Annotated in this window: 20 protein-coding genes; 14 read left to right on the top strand and 6 right to left on the bottom strand. The window is 62.8% G+C overall.

Annotated features, from left to right (window positions below; genetic code table 11):
• Positions 1-77 precede the first annotated feature (77 nt).
• From P3C29_RS13800 to P3C29_RS13785, 4 genes are all read right to left on the bottom strand, one after another.
• Positions 78-482 (bottom strand): META domain-containing protein, encoded by a 405-nt coding sequence (locus P3C29_RS13800; RefSeq protein WP_010165815.1) that lies wholly within the window; start codon positions 480-482, stop codon positions 78-80.
• Positions 479-919, bottom strand: a complete 441-nt coding sequence (locus tag P3C29_RS13795; RefSeq protein ID WP_010165817.1) for a hypothetical protein — start codon at positions 917-919, stop codon at positions 479-481. Before P3C29_RS13795 ends, P3C29_RS13800 begins: the two co-directional genes overlap by 4 nt.
• A gap of 71 nt (positions 920-990) precedes the next feature.
• A complete protein-coding gene (locus tag P3C29_RS13790; protein WP_010165819.1) occupies positions 991-1,980 on the bottom strand; it encodes a 2-hydroxyacid dehydrogenase in 990 nt (329 codons plus the stop codon).
• Between the two features lie 156 nt (positions 1,981-2,136).
• Positions 2,137-4,890: a response regulator gene (locus P3C29_RS13785; RefSeq protein ID WP_201125085.1), complete on the bottom strand. Its 2,754-nt coding sequence runs from the start codon at positions 4,888-4,890 to the stop codon at positions 2,137-2,139.
• Positions 4,891-5,095: 205 nt separating this feature from the next.
• On the opposite strand from P3C29_RS13785, the gene P3C29_RS13780 reads away from it, so the two are divergent.
• Positions 5,096-5,824 (top strand): response regulator transcription factor, encoded by a 729-nt coding sequence (locus P3C29_RS13780; RefSeq protein WP_275964725.1) that lies wholly within the window; start codon positions 5,096-5,098, stop codon positions 5,822-5,824.
• Positions 5,811-7,181, top strand: coding sequence for a sensor histidine kinase (locus P3C29_RS13775; protein ID WP_010165823.1), 1,371 nt, complete (start codon positions 5,811-5,813; stop codon positions 7,179-7,181). The genes P3C29_RS13780 and P3C29_RS13775 overlap by 14 nt, the downstream gene beginning before the upstream one ends.
• A gap of 3 nt (positions 7,182-7,184) precedes the next feature.
• On the opposite strand, the gene P3C29_RS13770 is transcribed toward P3C29_RS13775, so the two are convergent.
• Positions 7,185-7,700 carry a DUF2062 domain-containing protein gene (locus P3C29_RS13770; RefSeq protein ID WP_169386021.1) on the bottom strand — a complete coding sequence of 172 codons (516 nt, stop codon included), beginning with the start codon at positions 7,698-7,700 and terminating at the stop codon, positions 7,185-7,187.
• 147 nt (positions 7,701-7,847) lie between these two features.
• Between P3C29_RS13770 and P3C29_RS13765 the strand changes: the two genes are divergently transcribed.
• The 10 genes from P3C29_RS13765 to P3C29_RS13720 all read left to right on the top strand — a co-directional run bounded on the left by P3C29_RS13765 (position 7,848) and on the right by P3C29_RS13720 (position 16,388).
• Positions 7,848-10,139: a DNA internalization-related competence protein ComEC/Rec2 gene (locus P3C29_RS13765; protein ID WP_275964793.1), complete on the top strand. Its 2,292-nt coding sequence runs from the start codon at positions 7,848-7,850 to the stop codon at positions 10,137-10,139.
• A 31-nt stretch (positions 10,140-10,170) separates the two neighbouring features.
• Positions 10,171-10,806 carry a MotA/TolQ/ExbB proton channel family protein gene (locus P3C29_RS13760; RefSeq protein WP_010165826.1) on the top strand — a complete coding sequence of 212 codons (636 nt, stop codon included), beginning with the start codon at positions 10,171-10,173 and terminating at the stop codon, positions 10,804-10,806.
• The gene (locus tag P3C29_RS13755) at positions 10,803-11,231 is read left to right on the top strand and encodes a biopolymer transporter ExbD (RefSeq protein ID WP_169386020.1); all 429 of its coding nucleotides are present in this window, start codon (positions 10,803-10,805) and stop codon (positions 11,229-11,231) included. The genes P3C29_RS13760 and P3C29_RS13755 overlap by 4 nt, the downstream gene beginning before the upstream one ends.
• Positions 11,231-12,241, top strand: a complete 1,011-nt coding sequence (gene lpxK / locus P3C29_RS13750) for a tetraacyldisaccharide 4'-kinase (RefSeq protein WP_169386019.1) — start codon at positions 11,231-11,233, stop codon at positions 12,239-12,241. The genes P3C29_RS13755 and lpxK overlap by 1 nt, the downstream gene beginning before the upstream one ends.
• Before the next feature lie 24 nt (positions 12,242-12,265).
• Positions 12,266-12,451, top strand: a complete 186-nt coding sequence (locus P3C29_RS13745; protein ID WP_003174668.1) for a Trm112 family protein — start codon at positions 12,266-12,268, stop codon at positions 12,449-12,451.
• A complete protein-coding gene (gene kdsB / locus P3C29_RS13740; protein ID WP_275964724.1) occupies positions 12,448-13,212 on the top strand; it encodes a 3-deoxy-manno-octulosonate cytidylyltransferase in 765 nt (254 codons plus the stop codon). Before P3C29_RS13745 ends, kdsB begins: the two co-directional genes overlap by 4 nt.
• Positions 13,212-13,676 (top strand): low molecular weight protein-tyrosine-phosphatase, encoded by a 465-nt coding sequence (locus tag P3C29_RS13735; protein WP_275964723.1) that lies wholly within the window; start codon positions 13,212-13,214, stop codon positions 13,674-13,676. The genes kdsB and P3C29_RS13735 overlap by 1 nt, the downstream gene beginning before the upstream one ends.
• Entirely contained in the window at positions 13,673-14,692 is a 1,020-nt protein-coding gene (gene murB, locus P3C29_RS13730; RefSeq protein ID WP_275964722.1) for a UDP-N-acetylmuramate dehydrogenase, read from the top strand. The genes P3C29_RS13735 and murB overlap by 4 nt, the downstream gene beginning before the upstream one ends.
• A 125-nt stretch (positions 14,693-14,817) precedes the next feature.
• Complete coding sequence (locus P3C29_RS13725; RefSeq protein WP_275964721.1) at positions 14,818-15,804, top strand: XdhC family protein; 987 nt, start codon at positions 14,818-14,820, stop codon at positions 15,802-15,804.
• Entirely contained in the window at positions 15,801-16,388 is a 588-nt protein-coding gene (locus tag P3C29_RS13720; RefSeq protein ID WP_275964720.1) for a nucleotidyltransferase family protein, read from the top strand. Before P3C29_RS13725 ends, P3C29_RS13720 begins: the two co-directional genes overlap by 4 nt.
• Positions 16,389-16,454: 66 nt before the next feature.
• Here P3C29_RS13720 and rne read toward each other — a convergent pair whose 3' ends face one another.
• Positions 16,455-19,700 (bottom strand): ribonuclease E, encoded by a 3,246-nt coding sequence (gene rne / locus P3C29_RS13715; protein ID WP_010165870.1) that lies wholly within the window; start codon positions 19,698-19,700, stop codon positions 16,455-16,457.
• A 747-nt stretch (positions 19,701-20,447) separates the two neighbouring features.
• Here rne and rluC point away from each other — a divergent pair.
• Positions 20,448-21,407, top strand: coding sequence for a 23S rRNA pseudouridine(955/2504/2580) synthase RluC (gene rluC, locus P3C29_RS13710; RefSeq protein WP_004371325.1), 960 nt, complete (start codon positions 20,448-20,450; stop codon positions 21,405-21,407).
• Positions 21,394-22,056, top strand: a complete 663-nt coding sequence (locus P3C29_RS13705) for an HAD-IA family hydrolase (protein WP_275964719.1) — start codon at positions 21,394-21,396, stop codon at positions 22,054-22,056. Before rluC ends, P3C29_RS13705 begins: the two co-directional genes overlap by 14 nt.
• The last annotated feature ends 14 nt before the right edge of the window (positions 22,057-22,070 follow it).

Below are 22,070 nucleotides of genomic sequence, written 5' to 3'. Positions count from 1 at the left end.
TGGTGACTGTCATACCGCCTTCGCGAGCAAGCCCGCTCCCACATTTGGATCTGTTTTGCCTTAAAGATCGTGCTTGATCAGCCTTCTTCCAGCCACAACCGCAACGGCTTGCCGTCCGCCGGCCAGAAACGTGTCTGTTCGATCGGCGAGATGTCCCAGCGCTGTACGCCCTGCAGGGCCTGGAAGAAACGGTGTTCCTGCTCCATCAACGCCTCGGCGCAGAGTTTGCGGGTGCTGCCGACCTTGCCGAAGCTCAGCTTGTCGCCGTCCAGGGTGTAGGGCGCGAACCAGTGGTTGCAGCCGCCGTTGCCGTAAGCCCGGCCATCGGCGCCGAGGGTCACGGTCAAGTGCGCGTAATCCATCAGCGGCCGCTCACCGATCCATTCCACCACGTAGCTGTGATCCTGCTTGAGCTTGACCTCATCGCTGGCGCAGCCCGCAAGGCCTGCGCCCAGCACGGCCAGCATCAGCACGGCTTTCATTGCGCGGCCTGCTGGCATTTCGGGCAGCGGTGCTTGTCACCCATCGTGGCCCAGCCCAGCTCGGTAACCCGTGCAGTGGCGGCCGGTTGCAGCGGCTCCTTGGTCAGCTTGGTTTCCACCGCGAATTCAAACTCCAGCACGTTGTCGCAGCTGTCGCAGTTGACCTTCCAGGTGTGAATCTCCAGCTCGCCGAATTTCGGCCCCTGGGCCATGGCGACCCACTGGCCCGCCGGGCGGATGGAGTAGCGCGCATCGCCTTCGACGGTGAGGCGCATCGACAGGGTTTTACTGCCGCGCAGGGTGACGATCAGAACGTCGCCGTGCTTGATCGAGCCACCGTTGCCGGTGACCTGATAACGGCCCGGCACCAGGGCGCGGCATTCGATCAGGGTGTGTTGCGGGCTCAGCAAGCTGAAGCGGAAATCGTGTTCGGCCATGGATCCTCCAAATAGGCGCGGCATCCTATCACGGGCCGCGACCCATCATGGCGCGGCTATGTGACCGCTGATCATCCTTCGACGAGGTTTTGCGCCTGCCCATCAGCCCACGCCGCGATGTTGGCCAGGGTGGTGCCGGCAATCGCTCCCAGCGCCTCGCGGGTCAGGAAGGCCTGGTGCGCGGTGATGATCACGTTGGGGAAGGTCAGCAGGCGTGCCAGTACGTCGTCTTGCAGGGGCAAGTCCGAGCGGTCTTCGAAAAACAGCTGGGCCTCTTCTTCGTACACATCCAGCCCCAAATAGCCGAGTTGGCCGTCCTTGAGCGCGTCGATCAGCGCCGGAGTGTCCACCAAACCGCCGCGCCCGGTGTTGATCAGCATTGCGCCGGGCTGCATATGGGCCAGGCTTTGGGCGTTGATCAAATGTTTGCTGTCCGCCGTCAGCGGGCAGTGCAGGCTGATGATCTGTGACTCGCCGAGCAACTGCGGCAGGCTCACATAGCGCGCACCGAGGGCCTCGACCTGCGGGTTGGGGTAGGGGTCGTACGCCAGCAACTGGCAGCCGAACCCGGCCATGATCTTGGCGAACGTGGCGCCGATCTGCCCGGTACCCACCACGCCGACCGTCTTGCCCACCAAGTCGAAACCGGTCAGGCCATGCAGGCTGAAGTCGCCGTCGCGGGTGCGGTTGTAGGCGCGGTGCAGACGACGGTTGAGGGCCAGGATCAGCGCGACCGCATGTTCGGCCACCGCATGGGGCGAGTAGGCCGGCACCCGCACGATGGTCAGGCCCAAGCGCTTGGCGGCGGCCAGGTCGACATGGTTGTAGCCGGCCGAGCGCAGGGCGATCAGGCGCGTGCCGCCGTTGGCCAGTTGCTCCAGCACCGGGGCGCTGAGGTCGTCATTGATAAAGGCGCAGACCACTTCGTGGTGTTCGGCCAGGGCCACGGTGTCGAGGTTCAGCCGGGCCGGTTGGAATTGCAGTTGCAGACCTTCGGGCAACGGTTGGGCGAGAAAGCTCTCGCGGTCGTAGGTCTGGCTGCTGAAGAGGATGATGCGCATCAAATATTCCTTCTTGATGATGGAAAGCTGCCTTTGTGGCGAGGGGGCTTGTCCCCCGTTGGAGTGCGTAGCGCTCCCGCTTTTTTTGGGGCCGCTACGCAGCCCAATGGGGGACAAGCCCCCTCGCCACAGGAAAGCCTCTTTGCTGTGTGAGGCTTACGCGCTGACCCGCGCCTCGCTGGCCAGCCGGGCAATCGCCATGTCCAGTTCATCCAGGGCCGGCATGGCCTTGGCGTCGTCCTGTTTGAGCAGGGTCTCGGCCCGTTGGCAGGCCGCGCGCAGTTGTGGCACGCCGCAATACCGGGTGGCGCCGTGCAGGCGGTGAACCCGCTCGATCAGGGCGTTGCGGTCGTTGGCGTCGCGGGCGATACGAATGGCTTCGCGGTCGGCCTCCAGCGATGCCAGCAGCATCGCCAGCATGTCCGCCGCCAGATCCGCCTTGCCGGCCGCCAGGCGCAAACCTTCTTCGTGGTCCAGTACTGGCAATTGCGTGGCCTGCCCGAAACTTTCGGCGCCGCGTTCCGGGCCTTGATTGCGCAGGGCCAGCCCGGTCCATTTCAACACCACCTGGGCCAGTTGCCGTTCGCTGATGGGTTTGGTCAGGTAGTCATCCATGCCGCTTTGCAGCAGGGCACGTTTTTCGTTGGCCATGGCATGGGCGGTCAGCGCGACGATGGGCAGCGGTGTGCCGTGGCGTTCACTTTCCCAGGTGCGAATCGCCTCGGTGCTCTGGCGACCGTCCATGCCGGGCATTTGCACGTCCATCAACACCAGGTCGAAGGCTTCCTGTTTCACCGCTTCGATGGCCGAGTAGCCGCTTTCCACCGCCTGGACCTTGGCGCCCATGTCTTCCAGCAGGGTTTGCACCAGCAGCAGGTTGGCCGGGTTGTCATCGACACACAGCACCCGCGGCGCGCGACTGGACAACGGCTCGCCGGGTTCGCTGCGCAACGGGCGCGGGCTGATCAGGTCGGCCAGGGCACGGCGCAGTTTGCGTGTGCAGGCAGGTTTGGCCTGCAACTGGCTGTTGGGGTTGGGCACCGACGGGTTGAACAGCAGCTGTTCGGTGGTGGGGCACAACACCAGCACCTTGCAGCCCAGGTGTTCGAGGTCCCACAGATGTTGGTTCAAACGCTCCGGCGGAATGTCGTTGGCGGTAATGCCCAGTACCGCGAGGTCGATGGCCTGTTCGGTCTGGTGGGCGCTGGTGATCCCGTTGGTCAGGCTCTCCAGGCTGTTGAACGGCGTGACTTCCAGGCCGCAATCTTCCAACTGGTGTTGCAGGGCCTGGCGCGCGAGTTCGTGGTTTTCCAGCACGGCCACACGGCGGCCCAGCAGCGGCGCGGAGGGCAGGTCTTCGATGTCGTCACGGGTCTTTGGCAGGTTCAGGCTGATCCAGAATTCCGAGCCTTCCCCCGGCGTGCTGTCGACGCCAATCTCGCCGCCCATCTGCTCGATCAGGCGCTTGGAAATCACCAGCCCCAGGCCGGTGCCGCCAGGTTGCCGCGACAGCGAATTGTCCGCCTGGCTGAATGCCTGGAACAGCGCCCGCACGTCCTGGTTCGACAGGCCGATGCCGGTGTCCTGCACGCTGATGCGCAGTTGCACGCTGTCTTCCTGTTCGTCTTCCAGCATGGCGCGGGCAACGATGGTGCCTTCGCGGGTGAACTTGATCGCGTTGCTCACCAGGTTCGTGAGGATCTGCTTGAGCCGCAGCGGGTCGCCCACCAGCGACAACGGCGTGTCACGGTAGACCAGGCTCACCAGCTCCAGCTGTTTGGCATGGGCGGCCGGGGCGAGGATGGTCAGAGTGTCTTGCAGCAGGTCCCGCAGGTTGAACGGGATGCTGTCGAGCACCAGCTTGCCGGCCTCGATTTTCGAGAAATCGAGGATTTCGTTGATGATGCCCAGCAGGTTGTCGGCGGACTTTTCGATGGTGCCCAGGTAATCCAGCTGACGGGGCGACAGCTCGCTTTTCTGCAACAGGTGGGTAAAACCGAGGATGCCGTTCAGCGGTGTGCGGATCTCATGGCTCATATTGGCCAGGAACTCCGACTTGATGCGGCTGGCCTCAAGCGCTTCCTTGCGGGCCAGGTCCAGCTCGATGTTCTGGATTTCGATGGTTTCCAGGTTTTGCCGAACGTCTTCGGTGGCCTGGTCGATGCTGTGTTGCAATTCTTCCTGGGCGTTTTGCAGGGTCTCGGCCATGCGGTTGATGCCCGAGGCCAGGTGATCCAGTTCCTGGCTGCCCAGGGGCGGCAAGCGGGTTTCCAGGTTGCCGTCCTTGAGCTGTGCCACGGCCTGCTTGATCAGGCCGATCGGCGCGTTGATCGTACGGCTGATACGCAACGCCAGCGCCGCAGTGCAAATCAGCCCGATGGCGATCAGCAGCAGGCTGGCGAACAGGCTGCGGTAGCCGCGCAGCAACATACCGTTGTGGGAAAGCTCCAGCTCGACCCAGCCCAACAGGCGGTCGGACTCGTCGGGGATCAGGTCACCGGCGAGGTTGCGATGGCGACCGAACACCGGCAGCAGGTAACGCGTCGCGTCATTGCCGGTGCGCTGCAACAGGTGCGAACTGTTGCCGATGGGCGGCTGATTGAGCATGGTCGGGCCGGCATGGGCCAGTGGCGTGCGGTCGGGCCCGAGGAACGACACGGCGCGCACGTCGGTTTGCTCCAGGGACTGGGTGGCGATGCGTTCCAGCAGATCGGTGTTTTTAGTACTCAGGGCCGGGGCCACCAGCGGCGCCAGTTGCTCGGCGATCATCTCGCCACGTTGCAGCAACTGCGACTGCAGCTCCGACAGTTGCATCCAGGTGAAATACCCGCCCAGCAGTAACGCCATCAGGCTGGTAGGCAATAAGGTCAGCAACAGTACGCGGCCTTTTATCCCCATTCTTCTAAGCACGCCACTCTCCTGCTACCACACTGTTGTCGAAATTCCGCGCAGGCATCCGGCCCGCGCCACCTGCGCAGTGTAGCCATTTGCGCGGCGTGGAATCTTGCAAATTAATGACCTGAAGCAAACCTTGGACCATCGGGCGCCCGGCGGCGGTTGCTCATGGGGGGCCAATCTTGAATAATCAGTCATTGAGAATGACTTGCAGACGCTAATGAATCCCGCAGCAGTTGGCTTACCCAGTATCCTGGCGATTGAAGATGATCCTGTGCTTGGCGCCTATGTCCATGAACAACTGGGCCGCTGTGGCTTTCGGGTGACCTGGTGCCAGAATGGCCAGCAGGGCCTGCAAATGGCCCGTGATCAGAGCTTCGACGTGGTGTTGATGGACATCCTGTTGCCGGGCATGGACGGCCTGTCCGTGCTCACGCATTTGCGCCGGAGCCATTCGATCCCGGTGATCCTGATGTCAGCCCTGGGCGCCGAAGCCGACCGCATCAGCGGCTTTCGCCTGGGGGCGGATGATTACCTGCCCAAGCCGTTCAGCATGGCCGAGTTGCGGGTGCGCATCGAGGCGATCCTGCGCCGGGTCGCCCTGGACCGGCGGCCATTGCCGGCCCTGGCGGCGGTGCGCGGCGATGCCCGTAGCCTGCGTTTCGATGATGAGCTGTTTGACGTCTTTCACCGGGAACAATGGGCCGGGCTGACCCGCAGCGAATATCGCCTGCTGGAAACCCTGCACCGCAACAGTGAGGAAGTCCTCAGCAAGGCCTTCCTTTACCAGCATGTATTTCAGCGTGGCTATGCGCCCCATGACCGCAGCCTAGACATGCACATCAGCCAGATTCGTCGCAAGCTCAAGGCCATCGGCTACAGCGAGCGGGAAGTCCGTACGGTGTGGGGCAAGGGCTATGTGCTGAGTGGTCACGATGACGGGCTTTAAGGCCATGCTCAAACGGCTGCCGGGCAAGCACTCGTTATTCTGGAAACTGGCCTGCCTGCTGATTGCCTTCTGCTTGCTGATGATCTGGCTCAGTTGGTCCTGGGGCCGGTACATGGAAGAGCAGAATGCCTTTCTGTCCAGCGAGGCCCGCGCCACCCTGAGCGGTTATGCGGCCGGCGCGGAGCTGGCCTGGAACCAGGGCGGCAACGCCGGTGTAGACGAGTGGCTGCACACCATGGGCCAGCGCGAGCGTACGTGGGTGGGTGTCATTGGCAACGATCTGCAATCCCTGAGCAGCTACCCGCTGACGGACAAGGAAAGCCAGCGCCTGACCTTCCTGCGTGGCCTGGACTGGCCCGTCAGCCGGCATGCCAAGGGCCTGCCATGGTTGAAAATCCCGTTCCCGCTCGACCCGGGTGCGGGGTCTCTGGTGATCGAGTTGCCAAGGCGTTTTATGCCCGGGCAACACCAGTTGTTCTGGCGAATCGTGACCAATGGCGTGATTCCCGGGCTGTTCACCCTGTTGCTGTGCATCGGCCTTTACCGGTTGTTGATCATGCCCCTCAACCACCTGCGCGAGCAGGCCAATGCCTGGCGCGCTGATCAGCTGAGTACCCGGCTTTCCCGCGACACCACCAGCCGCCAGGATGAACTGGGGGAGTTGGGTCGCGCGTTTGACCAGATGTCTGAACGCCTGCAAGGCACCGTGGCGCTCCAGCAGCAACTGCTGCGGGATCTGTCCCACGAGTTGCGCACGCCGTTGAGTCGCTTGCGCGTGGCCAGCGACAGCGAGCAGGACCTGACCCAACTGCGCGAGCGCCTGGGAAGGGAAATCGACGGCATGCAGCGGCTGGTGGAAGACACCCTTCAATTGGCGTGGCTCGACACTGAACGCGCGCCGCTGCCCAAGGAAGACATCCAGGTGCAAGCGCTGTGGGACATGCTTCGGGAAAACGCCTGTTTTGAAAGTGGCTGGTCGCCGTCACGCTTGCAGTGCGAGCTTGGTGCTGACTGCTGGGTACGCGGCCATCTGAACCTGCTGGCCCAGGCCCTGGAAAATATCCTGCGCAATGCGATCCGCCATTCCCCGCAAAACGGCACAGTGCAGTTGGGGGGCGAACGCGAGGGCGATGAGTGGCACTTGTGGCTGGAGGACCAGGGTGGCGGGATTGACGAGTTGGAGCTGGAGCGGATCTTCGCGCCGTTCATCCGGCTGGACGGCTCGCGTCCCGGTGACGGCGGGTTTGGCCTGGGCTTGAGCATTGCGCGCAACGCGGTGCAGCGTCAGGACGGCAGCCTGTGGGCGGAAAATACCGGGCAGGGATTGCGCGTGCATATGCGCTTGCTCGCCCGCTGACGCCTACAGCCTGCGCTGTTTGCGTCGTTTCCACTGGCGGGCCACCCACCAGCGCCAGTAGCCCATGGTCAGGCAATAACCCAGCGCCGCCATCACCAGCCCCAATACCACCGAGCCCAGCAGGAAGGGTTGCCAGAGCGTCGACAACTGCCCGCTGATCCATTCCCAGGTCAACTCATCGGGCAGGCTGCGGGGTGGCACGTTCATCAGCCAGGCGCCGGTCATGTAGGTACAGAAGAATACCGGTGGCATGGTCAGCGGGTTGGTCAGCCAGACCAGGCTGACGGCAATCGGCATGTTGCCGCGCACGCTGATGGCGAGGACCGCGGCCAGCAGCATCTGCAAGGGAATAGGGATAAATGCCGCGAACAGGCCCACCGCCATGGCCCGCGCGACCGAATGCCGATTGAGGTGCCAGAGGTTCGGGTCATGCAGCAATTTGCCGAGAAAGCGTAAGGACTTGTGTTCCCGAATGCTGGTCGGATCGGGCATGTACCGTTTGAATAAGCGCCGTGGCATAAGGGGTCCAGGTCAGTTCGAGGGGCAAGTATGCCCGCATTCTACGAACGGGAAATTCAGACTTTGTGACAAATAATAATAGGCCGCATCGGTAGCCCGGCTAAGACTCATTGGGTCGCTTTCAAGGAAAGATCCATGAGAACAGGGATGTTCGCACTGGCGTTGGGGCTGCTCGCCTTGCGCTTTTTACCCGCGTTGCCGTCCAGCGGCTGGTTGCTGTTGATACCGGTGCTGGCCCTGATGCTGTTGCCTTTTCGCACCTATCCGCTGGCGTTTTTCCTGCTCGGGTTGGGCTGGGCGTGCCTCAGTGCGCAGTGGGCACTGGATGACCGGCTGGCGCCGCGTCTGGATGGCCAGACCCGTTGGCTGGAAGGGCGTGTGACCGGGCTGCCGCAGCAGACGGCTGACGGTGTGCGCTTCGAACTGACCGACAGCCGGTCACGCAAGGACCTGCTGCCCAAGCGTATTCGGGTGTCGTGGCGCGGCGGGCCGCTGGTTCAGAGCGGCGAGCGCTGGCGGTTGGCCGTCACCCTCAAACGTCCTTCCGGCTTGCTCAATACCGAGGGCTTTGACTATGAAGCCTGGTTGCTGGCCCAGCGGATCGGCGCCACCGGCTCGGTCAAGGATGGCCAGCGGCTGGCGCCTGCGCGACATGCCTGGCGCGACGGGATTCGCCAGCGGCTGCTGGCGGTGGATGCCCAGGGGCGAGAGGCGGGCCTGGCAGCGTTGGTGCTTGGGGATGGTTCAGGCTTGGCCGCCGAGGATTGGCGGGTTCTGCAAGACACCGGCACCGTGCATCTATTGGTGATTTCCGGCCAGCATATCGGCCTGCTGGCGGGGTTGATCTATGGCCTGGTCGCCGGTCTGGCGCGCTACGGGTGTTGGCCGAAACCCTTGCCTTGGCTGCCCTGGGCCTGCAGGCTGGCGTTCGCTGCTGCGCTGGGCTACGGCTTGCTGGCGGGCTTCGAGGTGCCGGTGCAAAGGGCTTGCGTGATGGTGGGATTGGTCCTGCTGTGGCGGCTGAGGTTTCGCCACCTGGGGATCTGGTGGCCGCTGCTCTTGGCGCTGAACACAGTGCTGGTCCTCGAACCGCTGGCGAGCCTGCAACCGGGGTTCTGGCTGTCTTTTGCGGCCGTCGCGGTGCTGATCCTGGCGTTCAGCGGTCGACTGGGCCCCTGGAGTGCCTGGCAGGCCTGGACCCGTGCCCAATGGTTGATTGCCATCGGTCTGTTTCCGCTGCTGCTGGTGCTCGGCCTGCCCATCAGCCTGAGCGGGCCGCTGGCCAATCTGGTGGCGGTGCCGTGGATCAGCCTGGTGGTATTGCCCCTGGCGCTGCTGGGGACGGCGTTATTGCCGCTGCCTTATATAGGTGAGGGTTTGTTGTGGCTGGCGGGCGGCACGCTGGATTGGCTGTTCAACGCCCTGGCGCTGCTGGCGCAGTACGTGCCGGCCTGGCTCCCGGCCCAAGTGCCAGTGGGGTTATGGCTGGTAAGCGTGTTGGGGGCAGTGCTGTTATTGCTGCCCAAGGGCGTCCCGTTTCGACTGTTGGGCTGGCCGATGTTGCTGCTGGCGGTGTTTCCACCTCGGGAATCGGTACCTCACGGGCGGGTCGAGGTGGTGCAACTGGATGTCGGCCAAGGGTTGTCGATCATCCTGCGTACCCGCAACCACGTGCTGCTGTATGACGCCGGGCCACGTTCCGGCGAGTTCGATCTCGGCGCTCGTGTCGTGCTGCCCGCGTTGCGCAAGCTGGGTGTCACCGGGCTGGACCTGATGCTGCTCAGTCACGCCGACGCCGATCATGCCGGTGGTGCGTTGGCTGTCGCCCAGGGGCTGCCGATCAAGCGTGTGGTGGGCGGTGAGACCGAGCGGCTACCGGCGGCGCTCGGTACTCAAGCGTGTGTCAGCGGCGAGCAATGGGAATGGGATGGCGTGACGTTCGAATTGTGGCAATGGCCTGATGCGACGGACGGTAACCAGATGTCCTGTGTGTTGCGGGTGCAGGCCAATGGCGAGCGGTTGTTGCTGACCGGGGATATTGACCGTGAGGCCGAGCGGGCACTGCTGGCAACGCCTTTGGGCGTCCCTGTCGATTGGTTGCAGGCGCCCCACCATGGCAGCCGCAGTTCGTCGTCGGGGCCATTTCTGCAGCGCCTCGCGCCCAAGGCCGTTTTGATTTCACGAGGCCGCGTCAATGCCTTTGGCCACCCCCATCCCCAGGTGCTGGAGCGTTACCAGGCGGTGGGCGCTGCGATTTACGACAGTGCCGAACAAGGCGCGCTTCGCCTGCAACTGGGCTCCTTCCGGCCGCCCGTGGCCGCGCGCAGCCAGCGGCGTTTCTGGCGTGAGCACCCGCCGCAAAACAGCGTTACCAAAGACCGGCCCCTGCGACAGGATGCGCTGGGGCAGGCCAGCCCTTCCACCGGACCCTTATGGTAAAGTGGCGCACTTTTTCGAGGGGACATTCACTGTGTGGGAATTGGTCAAATCCGGCGGCTGGATGATGTTGCCGATCATTTTGAGTTCCATCGCCGCACTCGGCATCATCGCCGAACGCCTGTGGACCCTGCGTGCCAGCCGTGTAACACCTGACCACCTGCTGGGCCAGGTCTGGGGCTGGATCAAGAACAAGCAGCTCGACAAGGCAAAACTCAAGGAGCTGCGGGCCAACTCGCCCCTGGGTGAAATCCTCGCCGCCGGCCTTGCCAACTCCAAGCATGGTCGCGAGATCATGAAGGAATGTATTGAAGAGGCCGCCGCCCGGGTCATCCATGAACTGGAGCGCTATATCAATGCCCTGGGCACCATCGCCGCCATGGCGCCGTTGCTCGGCCTGCTCGGCACGGTGCTGGGCATGATCGATATTTTCAGCTCCTTCATGGGCTCGGGCATGACCACCAACGCCGCAGTGCTGGCCGGTGGTATTTCCAAGGCCCTGATCACCACGGCGGCGGGCCTGATGGTCGGTATTCCTTCGGTGTTCTTCCACCGGTTCCTGCAACGGCGCATCGACGAACTGGTGGTGGGCATGGAACAGGAGGCCATCAAGCTGGTGGAGGTGGTGCAGGGCGACCGTGATGTGGACCTGGTTGAGGGCAACGCGTGAAATTTCGCCGCAAGCAACGGGAAAACGTTGATATCAACCTGGCGTCATTGATCGACGTCGTGTTTATCCTGCTGCTGTTTTTTGTCGTCACCACCACCTTTACCCGGGAAACCCAACTGCGGGTCGACCTGCCGGAAGCGGTCAGCGGCTCGCCGGCGGAAGACCAACAGGCCAAGCAACTGGACATCGCCATCAGTGCCGACGGCGTGTTCTCGGTGAATAACCAGTTGCTGGAGAAAAACGACCTGGCCAGCCTGATGGAGGCACTGCAGAAAGAGTCGGGTGGCGATACCAGCCTGCCACTTTCCATCAGTGCCGATGGCAACACCAAGCACCAGGCCGTGATCACTGCGATGGACGCTGCCGGCAAGCTCGGCTTCAGCCATTTGCGCATGACCACCGTCGAGGCGGCGAGCCAACCCTGATGGCCATCACCGATCGTTTGCTCAAGGCCTGGTACGAAGGCCATCCGGCGCTGGCGTTGCTGCAGCCGCTGGAATCCCTCTATCGCGGTGTGGTGCAGCGCAAACGTGCGCGGTTCCTGGCGGGCGAGGGCGAGATCTATCAGTCGCCGGTGCCGGTTGTGGTCGTCGGCAATATCACCGTCGGTGGCACCGGCAAGACCCCCCTGATTCTTTGGCTGATCGACCATTGCCAGCGCAGCGGCTTGCGCGTCGGCGTGGTCAGCCGGGGTTATGGCGCAAAACCGCCACAATTTCCATGGCGCGTTGAAGCCAGTGATACCGCTGCGGTGGCGGGGGATGAACCGCTGTTGATCGTACAACGCAGCGGCGTACCGCTGATGATCGACCCCGACCGCAGCCGCGCCGTAAAAGCGCTGCTGGCCAGCGAAACCCTGGACCTGATTCTTTCCGACGATGGCCTGCAACATTACCGCCTTGCCCGTGACCTGGAGCTGGTGTTGATTGACGCCGCCCGTGGGCTCGGCAATCGCCGTTGCCTGCCGGCGGGCCCGTTGCGCGAGCCGGCTGAGCGTTTGCAGAGCGTCGATGCGCTGCTTTACAACGGCGCAGGCGCTGACCGCGAGGATGGCTTTGCCTTCCGTCTGTTGCCCACCACGCTGGTCAACCTGCACACCGGCGAGCGCAAACCCGTGGATCACTTCCCGGTGGGGCAGCAGGTGCATGCGGTGGCCGGTATCGGTAACCCGCAACGTTTCTTCAACACCCTTGAAACGCTACACTGGCGCCCAATACCCCATGCTTTTGCCGACCACGCGCCCTACAGCGCCGAGGTCTTGAATTTCACACCGGCACTGCCGTTGGTCATGACTGAAAAGGACGCGGTGAAGTGCCGCGCCTTTGCCAGGCCCGACTGGTGGTACCTTGCGGTGGACGCGGCACCGTCACCGGCGTTTGTCGCCTGGTTCGACACGCAGTTGATGCGCTTGCTGCCCGCCCGCCTTTTGCCTTAAAACGCTGCTCTCCAGGACACACTCATGGACACCAAACTGCTCGATATCCTTGCTTGCCCGATCTGCAAAGGCCCACTCAAGCTCAGCGCCGACAAAACCGAGCTGATCAGCAAGGGCGCCGGCCTGGCTTACCCGATCCGTGATGGCATTCCGGTAATGCTCGAAAGCGAAGCCCGTACCCTGACCACCGACGAGCGCCTGGATAAATGACCACCGCCTTCACCGTTGTCATCCCGTCCCGCTACGCCTCCACCCGCCTGCCCGGCAAACCGCTGCAGCTGATCGGCGACAAGCCGATGATCCAGCTGGTGTGGGAACAGGCCTGCAAAAGCAGCGCCGAGCGGGTGGTGGTGGCCACCGATGATCCGCGCATCATCGAGGCCTGCAAACGCTTTGGCGCCGAAGCGGTGCTGACCCGTGAAGACCACAATTCCGGCACCGACCGCCTGGCCGAAGTGGCCACCAAGCTGGGGCTGGCGGCCGACGCCATCGTGGTCAACGTGCAAGGCGACGAGCCGTTGATTCCGCCCTGCGTGATCGATCAGGTCGCAGCCAACCTGGCAGCCCATGGCGAAGCCCGCATGGCGACCCTGGCCGAGCCGATTGAAGACATCGAGACCCTGTTCAACCCCAACGTGGTGAAAGTGGTCAGCGACATCAATGGCCTGGCGCTGACCTTCAGCCGCTCCACCTTGCCGTGGGCGCGGGATGCATTCGCCAAACAGCCGGACGTGCTGCCGGCTGGCGTGCCTTACCGCCGCCACATCGGCATTTACGCCTACCGCGCCGGTTTCCTGCATGACTTCGTCAGCTGGGGGCCGTGCTGGCTGGAAAACACCGAATCCCTGGAACAACTGCGGGCCCTGTGGCACGGCGTGCGCATTCACGTGGGCGATGCCCTGGAAGCGCCACCGGCCGGTGTCGACACCCCTGAAGACCTCGAGCGCGTCCGTCGCCTGCTGGGGGCCTGATGCAGGTTCTGTTCGTCTGCCTGGGCAATATCTGCCGTTCGCCCACGGCAGAAGGCGTGTTGCGTCACAAACTGCGTGAAGCCGGCCTGAGTGATCAGGTTGAAGTGGCTTCGGCCGGCACCGGTGAATGGCACGTCGGCAACCCGCCGGACAAGCGCAGCCAGCGAGCGGCGCTGCAGCGTGGCTACGACTTGTCGGCCCAGCGTGCACAGCAGGTGTCGCGTGCGGACTTTTCCCGCTACGACCTGATCCTGGCCATGGACCAGAGCAACCTGCGCAACCTCAAGGCCATGCAGCCGGCCCAGGGCAAGGCGGACCTGGACCTGTTCCTGCGCCGTTACGACTCGGTGGTGGATGAGGTGCCGGACCCTTACTACGAAGGCGAGCAGGGCTTCGAAACTGTCCTCGACCTGATCGAGCGTGCCTGTGACTCGTTGGTGATTGAATTGAAGGGCCGGTTATGACGTTGCAGGTGCAGGCACAGGTTTCCCTCAAGCCGTTCAACAGCTTTGGCATCGACGTGAGTGCCCGGCTGTTTGCCGAAGCCCACAACGACGCGGACGTGCGTGAGGCGTTGGCCTACGCCGCCGGGCAACAACTGCCATTACTGGTGATTGGTGGTGGCAGCAATTTGCTGTTGACCCAGGACCTCGACGCGCTGGTGCTGCGCATGGCCAGCCACGGCATTCGGGTAGTGCAGGATGATGGTGTGCACGTCGTGGTCGAAGCCGAAGCCGGCGAAGCCTGGCATCCCTTTGTACTGTGGACGTTGGCCCAGGGTTTTTCCGGCCTGGAAAACCTCAGCCTCATCCCGGGCACGGTCGGCGCTGCACCGATGCAGAACATCGGCGCCTACGGGGTGGAGATCAAGGACGTGTTCGCCGGCCTGACCGCCCTCGACCGCCAGACCGGCGAGCTGCGGGATTTCAGCCTGGCCGAGTGCAACTTTGCCTACCGCGATAGCCTGTTCAAGCAAGAAACTGGCCGCTGGCTGATCCTTAGGGTGCGATTTGCCTTGAGTCGCGCCGTGCACCTGAAGCTTGAGTACGGGCCGGTGCAACAGCGCCTGACCGAGCAAGGCATTACGCAGGCCACCCCCAGCGACGTCAGCCGGGCCATTTGCAGTATTCGAAGCGAGAAACTCCCGGACCCGGCGGTACTCGGCAATGCTGGCAGCTTCTTCAAGAACCCGCTGGTGTCCCAGGCGCTGGCCGCCGAGTTGCAGCGTCAATACCCGGACCTGGTGGCTTACCCTCAGGCCGATGGGCAGATGAAACTGGCCGCCGGCTGGCTGATCGACAAGGCTGGCTGGAAGGGCTTTCGCGAGGGAGACGCCGGTGTGCATCGCTTGCAGGCACTGGTGCTGGTGAACTACGGCGCGGCCACCGGCCAGGACATTGCCGGCCTGGCGCTACGTATCCAGCAGGACATCGAAAAGCGTTTCAAGGTTGTGCTGGAAATGGAGCCCAATCGCTATTGAACTAAGCTTGTTTTTTGACGCACCAAGCCCTGCATTGCAGGGCTTTTTTATTTCCGCTGAGTTAACTTAGCTGACTACCCATATTTTTATCAGCTCATGGAAGATTGGCAGGAGGCGAACGCCTGATGGACAGTGTCGATCTGAATGTATTGCGCAGCGTGCTGGAATGGCGCCGCGCCGGGCAGCGGGTGGTGCTGTACAGCGTGGTCCAGACGTGGGGCAGCGCGCCGCGCCCACCGGGGGCCATGCTGGCCTTGCGTGGCGATGGGGTGGTGATTGGCTCGGTGTCGGGCGGGTGTATTGAGGACGACTTGATCGCCCGTTTGCAGGATGGCCGGTTGCCTGATGACGGGCCGCCAGTACAGCTCGTGACCTATGGCGTCACCCGCGATGAGGCCGCAAGGTTTGGCCTGCCCTGTGGCGGCACCTTGCGCCTGACGGAGGAGCGGGTGGGCGATCCGGGTTGGGTCGCTGAACTGCTGGCGCGTTGCGAGGCGCACGAGATTGTCGCCCGCGAGTTGGACTTGGCCACCGGTGAGGTGGTGCTGAGCGGTGCGAGCAAGACCGATACGGTCACCTTCGACGGTGACCGATTGCGGGCGATTTATGGCCCGCGCTGGCGCCTGCTGCTGATCGGCGCAGGCCAGCTGTCACGTTATGTGGCGGAAATGGCGCGGTTGCTGGATTTCGAAGTGCTGATCTGCGACCCGCGCCAGGAGTTTGTCTATGGCTGGGAAGAGCAGCACGGACGCTTTGTGCCGGGCATGCCGGATGAAGCGGTGCTGAATATCCAGACCGATGAACGCACCGCCATCGTCGCGCTCACCCATGACCCGCGCCTGGATGACATGGCGCTGCTGACGGCCCTCAATTCCAAGGCGTTCTATATTGGCGCCCTGGGTTCGCGGGTCAACAGCCAGAAACGCCGGGAGAACCTTGCGGCGCTGGGGTTAAGTGCGGAGGCCATTGCGCGGTTGCATGGCCCTATCGGTCTGCATATCGGCAGCCATACACCGGCGGAGATCGCCTTGTCGTTGATGGCAGAAATCGTCGCCATCAAGAACGGGATTGATCTGTTGCAGAAAAAGCCGTTGCAGGCAGCAGTCAGTTGACGGGCGTCACCGCGATCATCCTGGCGGCGGGGCAGGGCAGTCGTTTTCGGGCCGAGGCGGGCGCGGATCAGGACAAGTTGCTGGCGCCTTGCGTGGGCCGGGATGGCATCACGCGGCCGGTGATCGAACAGGTGCTGGTGAATTTGCCGCCGACGGTTAGCAGGCGTTGGCTGGTGACGTCGCCGGATCGCACGGAGGTCATCCGGCTGGCAAAAGTGCACCGTTGCGAAGTGCTGCTTTTGCGCTCGCCGGGCATGGGCGACAGCATCGCCGCGGCGGTGGCGGCCAGCGGGCCGTCTGCTGGCTGGTTGGTGGTGCTGGGAGATATGCCGTTCATCCTGTCCACGAGTATCGAGCAGGTGATGGCAGGCCTTGAAGAAGACGATATCAGTGTGCCGGTGCACGCAGGCCAGTACGGGCATCCCGTAGGGTTTGGCCGTTCGTTCGGCCCGGCGTTAATGGCGCTGACGGGTGATCGTGGAGCAAAGCCACTGTTTGCCCATGCGTCGCTAAAGGAAGTGGCGGTAGATGATCCCGGTGTGTTGTGGGATGTGGACGTGCCGGCTTTGCTGAGCTATCGCTAGCTGATAGGCAGACATAAAAAAGCCCCGCCTGATCACTCAGGCGGGGCTTTTTAGTGGCCGATGGAATCAGACGAGGGGTTTAGGCTCGTGCTCTTCTTCCAGGGCTTTAGGTTGGTGCTCTACCACTTCTTCAACGGAACGCACGTTCTCGTCGACGACAGGGGCAGTGTGCTCAACCACGGCTTCGGTAACCGGAGCAGGAGCTGCTTCGACCACTTCAGCGACGGCTGGAGCTGCTTCGGCAGCAGCCTTGGCAGCAGCGGCAGCTGCTTCAGCTTCCTTGCGACGACGACGCACTTCACGCGGGTCGTTCGGCGCACGACCGTTTTCGGTCAGGGCGCTGACCGGAGCGGCTTCAACCACCGGAGCGGCGACTTCGGCAACCACGGGTGCTTCAACCACGGGTGCAGGCTCGGCAACAACGGCAACCGGTTCCGCGGCGACAACCACTTCAGCGACTGGCGCTGGAGCTTCTTCGACGACCGGAGCCGGTGCTGGAGCTTCGACTACTTCAGCCACTGGAGCTGGCTCGGCGGTCCACTGGAAGGCGGTCTGTTCTTCGCGAACTTCACGCACTTCAGGGGTTGGCTCGGCAACCGGTGCTTCAACAACCGCTTCAACCACTGGCTGTGGTTCAACCACAACCTCAGGCTCGGCAACCACTTCAGCGACAGGCTGAGGCTCGCGAACTTCACGAACGTGACGAACCGGCGCGACTTCCACTTCCGGAACAACTGGCGCTTCGACCGGAGTCGTAGCTTCAACCACCGGGGCTTCGACGACTGGCGTCTCTACCACTGTGTTTTCCTGGATGGCAGCGGTAGCGGCTTCAGCTTGCTCGTTGGCTTGGGCTTCAGCAGGCGCGCTGATGACCGAGCTGGCAACCGCAGCGGTGACGGCCAGGCCGGCAGCCAGTTCGGCGCCAGTCGGTTCGCCGGTAGCGGCTGGGGTAGCTTCGCCGGTCTCTTCCGAGCCTTCGATTTCATTGCCGTTGGCGTCACGTTGACGCTCACGACGGTTGCTGCGACGACGCTGACCACGGGAGCGGCGGCGTGGACGATCGCCTTCGGCGTTCTCCTGGCCGTCTTCCTGTTGCTGATCTTCGTTGGACAGCAGCTCTTCTTCTTCACCGGCAACAGCAGCCTGCTCGGCACGTGGTTGACGCTCTTCACGAGGAGGGCGTGGCGCACGTTCTTCACGAGGCTGACGAGCTGGACGTTCTTCAGCAGTGGCAACGGTGGCAGCAGCAGCGGCTACAGCAGGAGCTGCGTCCAGCGGCTCACGCAATTCACGCACGCGTTCTTCACGCTCGCCACGTGGCTTGCGGTCTTCACGCGGGGCGCGTGGAGTGCGCGGTGCACGTTCTTCGCGCGGAGCACGCTCTTCACGGGCTACGACTGGCGTTTCTTCACGGGCTTCGCGCGGCTGGCGCTCTTCACGTGGGGCGCGTTCTTCGCGCGGTGCACGTTCTTCACGAGGCTTGCGCTCTTCGTCACGGCGACCGTTGCGATTGCGGCTCTGCTGGCGACCGTTGCGACGCTCTTCGTTGCGTGCAGGGCGTTCAGTCACAGGCTTCTCGACCACAACCGGAGCAACCGGCTCTTCCTTGGTGGCGAACAGGCTGACCAGCGACTTCACCAGGCCCTTGAACAGGCTTGGCTCAGGCAGGGCAGCAGGCGCTGCAACCGGAGCAGCCGCTTCAACCGGAACCGGTGCGTTGGCACGGGCTGGCGCGGTCTTGACGGCGGCTTCCTGGCGAACCAGGGTGCGGGTCGCAGCGGCTGGCTGGACTTCTTCCACTTCGGCAGCGGCCGCAGCGATTTCGTAGCTGGACTGATTGACGTGGGCTTCCGGGCTGTCATCACGCAGGCGCTGCACTTCGAAGTGCGGCGTTTCGAGATGATCGTTCGGCAGGATGACGATGCGGGCACGGGTGCGCAGTTCGATCTTGGTGATCGAGTTGCGTTTTTCGTTGAGCAGGAACGCAGCGACCGGGATCGGCACCTGGGCGCGCACTTCGGCAGTGCGGTCTTTCAGGGCTTCTTCTTCGATCAGGCGCAGGATCGCCAGCGACAGCGATTCAACGTCACGGATGATACCGGTGCCGTTGCAACGCGGGCAGACGATGCCGCTGCTTTCGCCCAGGGATGGACGCAGGCGCTGACGGGACATTTCCAGCAGGCCGAAGCGCGAGATACGGCCGACCTGTACGCGGGCACGGTCAGCTTCCAGGCATTCGCGGACTTTCTCTTCCACGGCGCGCTGGTTCTTGGCCGGGGTCATGTCGATGAAGTCGATCACGATCAGGCCGCCGATGTCACGCAGGCGCAGTTGGCGGGCGATTTCTTCAGCCGCTTCCAGGTTGGTCTGCAGGGCGGTTTCTTCGATGTCGCTACCCTTCGTGGCGCGCGCCGAGTTGATGTCGATGGACACCAGGGCTTCGGTCGGGTCGATCACGATGGAGCCGCCGGAAGGCAGTTCGACCACGCGCTGGAAAGCGGTCTCGATCTGGCTTTCGATCTGGAAACGGTTGAACAGCGGAACGCTGTCTTCGTACAGCTTGATCTTGCTGGCGTACTGCGGCATCACCTGGCGGATGAAGGTCAGGGCTTCGTCCTGGGCTTCAACGCTGTCGATCAGCACTTCGCCGATGTCCTGGCGCAGGTAATCGCGGATGGCGCGGATGATCACGTTGCTTTCCTGGTAGATCAGGAACGGCGCGGAACGATCCAGGGACGCTTCTTTGATAGCGGTCCACAGTTGCAGCAGGTAGTCGAGGTCCCACTGCATTTCTTCGCTGCTGCGGCCCAGGCCGGCAGTGCGTACGATCAGGCCCATGTCGGCCGGAGCGATCAAGCCGTTCAGCGCTTCACGCAGTTCGTTGCGCTCTTCGCCTTCGATGCGACGGGAGATACCGCCGGCACGCGGGTTGTTCGGCATCAGGACCAGGTAGCGGCCAGCCAGGCTGATGAAGGTGGTCAGGGCGGCGCCCTTGTTGCCACGTTCTTCTTTTTCCACCTGAACGATGACTTCCTGGCCTTCGCTCAGGACGTCCTTGATGTTCACGCGGCCTTCAGGGGCTTTCTTGAAGTATTCGCGGGAGATTTCTTTGAGGGGCAGGAAGCCATGGCGCTCGGAGCCGAAATCGACAAAGGCAGCCTCAAGGCTTGGTTCGATACGAGTAATCCGGCCTTTATAGATGTTGGCCTTCTTTTGCTCGCGTGCACCGGACTCGATGTCCAGGTCGTAGAGGCGTTGGCCGTCTACCAGTGCAACACGCAACTCTTCGGGTTGAGTTGCGTTAATCAGCATTCTTTTCATGTTGTACCGTCGGTTTCCGGGCTGCCGGAAACGGCGTTCGGCACACACGACTTCTCACGGTCGGTGTCAGGTGCGTCAAGAGTGGTTGGCCACTCCAGTGTCCAGCAATACCCGCCAAAATGGGCGATATCGCGACGTACGCTTCCTGCTTGCTGTGGTGACTTAAGCACTCAGTCAGGAGGAGGAATCAACCGGCGACTGTGGACGAGATGAAGCGTCTAAATATAAGCCTAGTGCTACACGGTCCGACGGTTGTGCATCTCCACCCTACACGTATCCCTGATAATTCGGGTGCTGCCGCGCGCAGAATCCGCAGCGGGTTGGCATTTACCGCGTTCTCCAATGGGGAGAACACGCTCATGGCTAAACAAGACCGGGTGTGGGCGACTGTGCTCTCACTCAGCTCGTAACAGGCGTTGTTTCCGAAGCATTCGCCGTGGTCTGGCTCAAGACTGACTGCACTTTGTGAACTGGCCGTAAATATCGGCGCAAAAGGCGAGTAATCACTCTGCTTTTTGCACTCGCTTCAGGCCTCATGTCACCTGCGCTTGTTACAATCTCGAGCCTTCCAGGGTGGCGAAAGCCCCGTAGGACGGCCTCGCGTCCTGATGAATTGCGATGGTCAGGGCCGGCAGTTTGCCGCTAGTCCTCTGTCCAGGCCGCTTTTGGCGGCGTTCGCGACTATAGCAGCAATGATTAAGTGCTTCAATTCCATAAAAAATTGTTATCATCGCCGCCATGACGACTACCGCCCCCCAGACCCCCAGCGTCCAGCTGCTTGAGGTCTCGCCGGAATATGCCGGCCAACGCATCGACAACTTTCTTCTGGCCAGGCTCAAAGGCGTGCCCAAGACCTTGATTTACCGCATTTTGCGTAAAGGCGAAGTGCGCGTGAACAAAGGCCGGATCAAGCCCGAGTACAAACTGCAGGCGGGCGACATCGTCCGTGTGCCGCCAGTGCGGGTGCCTGAGCGGGATGAGCCCGTCCCTCTGGCCCAGGGCCTGTTGCAGCGCCTTGAGGCGTCGATTGTCTTCGAAGACAAGGCGTTGATCGTGATCAACAAGCCTTGTGGCATCGCCGTTCACGGCGGCAGCGGCCTGAACTACGGGGTGATCGAAGCCTTTCGTCAGTTGCGCCCGGACGCCAAGGAGCTGGAGCTGGTCCACCGTCTGGACCGCGACACCTCTGGCCTGCTGATGATCGCCAAGAAGCGCAGCATGTTGCGCCACCTGCATGCCGCCCTGCGCGGTGATGGCGTGGACAAGCGCTACATGGCGCTGGTGCGCGGCAACTGGGCAACCTCGATCAAGAGCGTCCGTGCGCCGCTGCAGAAGAGCAACCTGCGTTCCGGCGAACGCATGGTCGAGGTAGACGAGGAGGGCAAGGAGGCGCTGACCCTGTTCAAGGTGCTGCGCCGTTTCGGTGACTTCGCGACCATGGTCGAGGCCAAGCCGGTCACCGGCCGTACCCACCAGATTCGTGTGCACACCCTGCACGCAGGCCACTGCATCGCCGGCGATACCAAATACGGTGACGAGGATTTCTCCAAGGAAATTCGCGACCTGGGTGGCAAGCGCCTGTTTCTGCACGCCTACATGCTTACCGTGCCGCTGCCCGATGGCGGCGAATTGAAGCTTCAAGCGCCTGTCGATGAGATGTGGGCCAAGACCGTGGAGCGCCTGAGTGTCGCACCCTGACTACAAGCTGCTGATCTTTGATTGGGATGGCACGTTGTGTAATTCCATTGGTCGGATTGTCGAGTCGATGCACGCTGCGTCGACCCGTTCCGGTTACGCGCTGTGCGACGACCTGGCGGTCAAGGGCATTATCGGCCTGGGCTTGCCGGAAGCGATCCGCACCCTGTATCCGGAGATTGGCGATGATGAGCTGATTGCTTTTCGTCAGCACTACGCCGATCACTACATGGCGCTCGATGCCCAGCCTTCGCCGCTGTTTGAGGGTGTGGCACAGGCCATGGAGGCGTTTCGCGCCGACGGCTATCACCTCGCAGTGGCGACCGGCAAGGCCCGTCGCGGCCTGGATCGGGTGCTCAAGGCCCATGGCTGGGAAGATTATTTCGACGCAACCCGTGCAGCGGATGAAACCGCCAGCAAACCCCATCCTCTGATGCTCGAACAGATCCTCGCTCAATGCGGTGTGTCGCCTCGGCAGGCGTTGATGGTGGGGGATGCGTCGTTCGACCTGATGATGGCGCGCAATGCTGGCATGGACTCCGTGGCGGTCAGCTACGGCGCCCAGTCTGCCGAAGCGTTGCAGGCGTACGAGCCGAGACTGACGATTGACCGTTTTTCTGAATTGCAGGCCTGGCTCAGCCGGGCCCATTAAGTCTCTGCTGGGGT

It is taken from the genome of Pseudomonas sp. 1912-s, assembly GCF_029269205.1.
Lineage (GTDB): Bacteria > Pseudomonadota > Gammaproteobacteria > Pseudomonadales > Pseudomonadaceae > Aquipseudomonas.
Note: the sequence above shows the minus strand (reverse complement) of the source record. Positions and strands in the feature narration are given on the sequence as shown.

Bases quoted from the DNA above. Each gene is read 5' to 3' on its own strand.
- P3C29_RS13765 (WP_275964793.1), top strand. From the start codon at position 7,848: ATGTTCGCACTGGCGTTGGGGCTGCTCGCCTTGCGCTTTTTACCCGCG.
- kdsB (WP_275964724.1), top strand. From the start codon at position 12,448: ATGACCACCGCCTTCACCGTTGTCATCCCGTCCCGCTACGCCTCCACC.
- P3C29_RS13800 (WP_010165815.1), bottom strand. From the start codon at position 482: ATGAAAGCCGTGCTGATGCTGGCCGTGCTGGGCGCAGGCCTTGCGGGC.
- P3C29_RS13735 (WP_275964723.1), top strand. From the start codon at position 13,212: ATGCAGGTTCTGTTCGTCTGCCTGGGCAATATCTGCCGTTCGCCCACG.
- lpxK (WP_169386019.1), top strand. From the start codon at position 11,231: ATGGCCATCACCGATCGTTTGCTCAAGGCCTGGTACGAAGGCCATCCG.
- P3C29_RS13725 (WP_275964721.1), top strand. From the start codon at position 14,818: ATGGACAGTGTCGATCTGAATGTATTGCGCAGCGTGCTGGAATGGCGC.
- P3C29_RS13775 (WP_010165823.1), top strand. From the start codon at position 5,811: ATGACGGGCTTTAAGGCCATGCTCAAACGGCTGCCGGGCAAGCACTCG.
- P3C29_RS13795 (WP_010165817.1), bottom strand. From the start codon at position 919: ATGGCCGAACACGATTTCCGCTTCAGCTTGCTGAGCCCGCAACACACC.
- P3C29_RS13780 (WP_275964725.1), top strand. From the start codon at position 5,096: ATGAATCCCGCAGCAGTTGGCTTACCCAGTATCCTGGCGATTGAAGAT.
- P3C29_RS13790 (WP_010165819.1), bottom strand. From the start codon at position 1,980: ATGCGCATCATCCTCTTCAGCAGCCAGACCTACGACCGCGAGAGCTTT.
- rluC (WP_004371325.1), top strand. From the start codon at position 20,448: ATGACGACTACCGCCCCCCAGACCCCCAGCGTCCAGCTGCTTGAGGTC.
- P3C29_RS13770 (WP_169386021.1), bottom strand. From the start codon at position 7,700: ATGCCACGGCGCTTATTCAAACGGTACATGCCCGATCCGACCAGCATT.
- rne (WP_010165870.1), bottom strand. From the start codon at position 19,700: ATGCTGATTAACGCAACTCAACCCGAAGAGTTGCGTGTTGCACTGGTA.
- P3C29_RS13745 (WP_003174668.1), top strand. From the start codon at position 12,266: ATGGACACCAAACTGCTCGATATCCTTGCTTGCCCGATCTGCAAAGGC.
- murB (WP_275964722.1), top strand. From the start codon at position 13,673: ATGACGTTGCAGGTGCAGGCACAGGTTTCCCTCAAGCCGTTCAACAGC.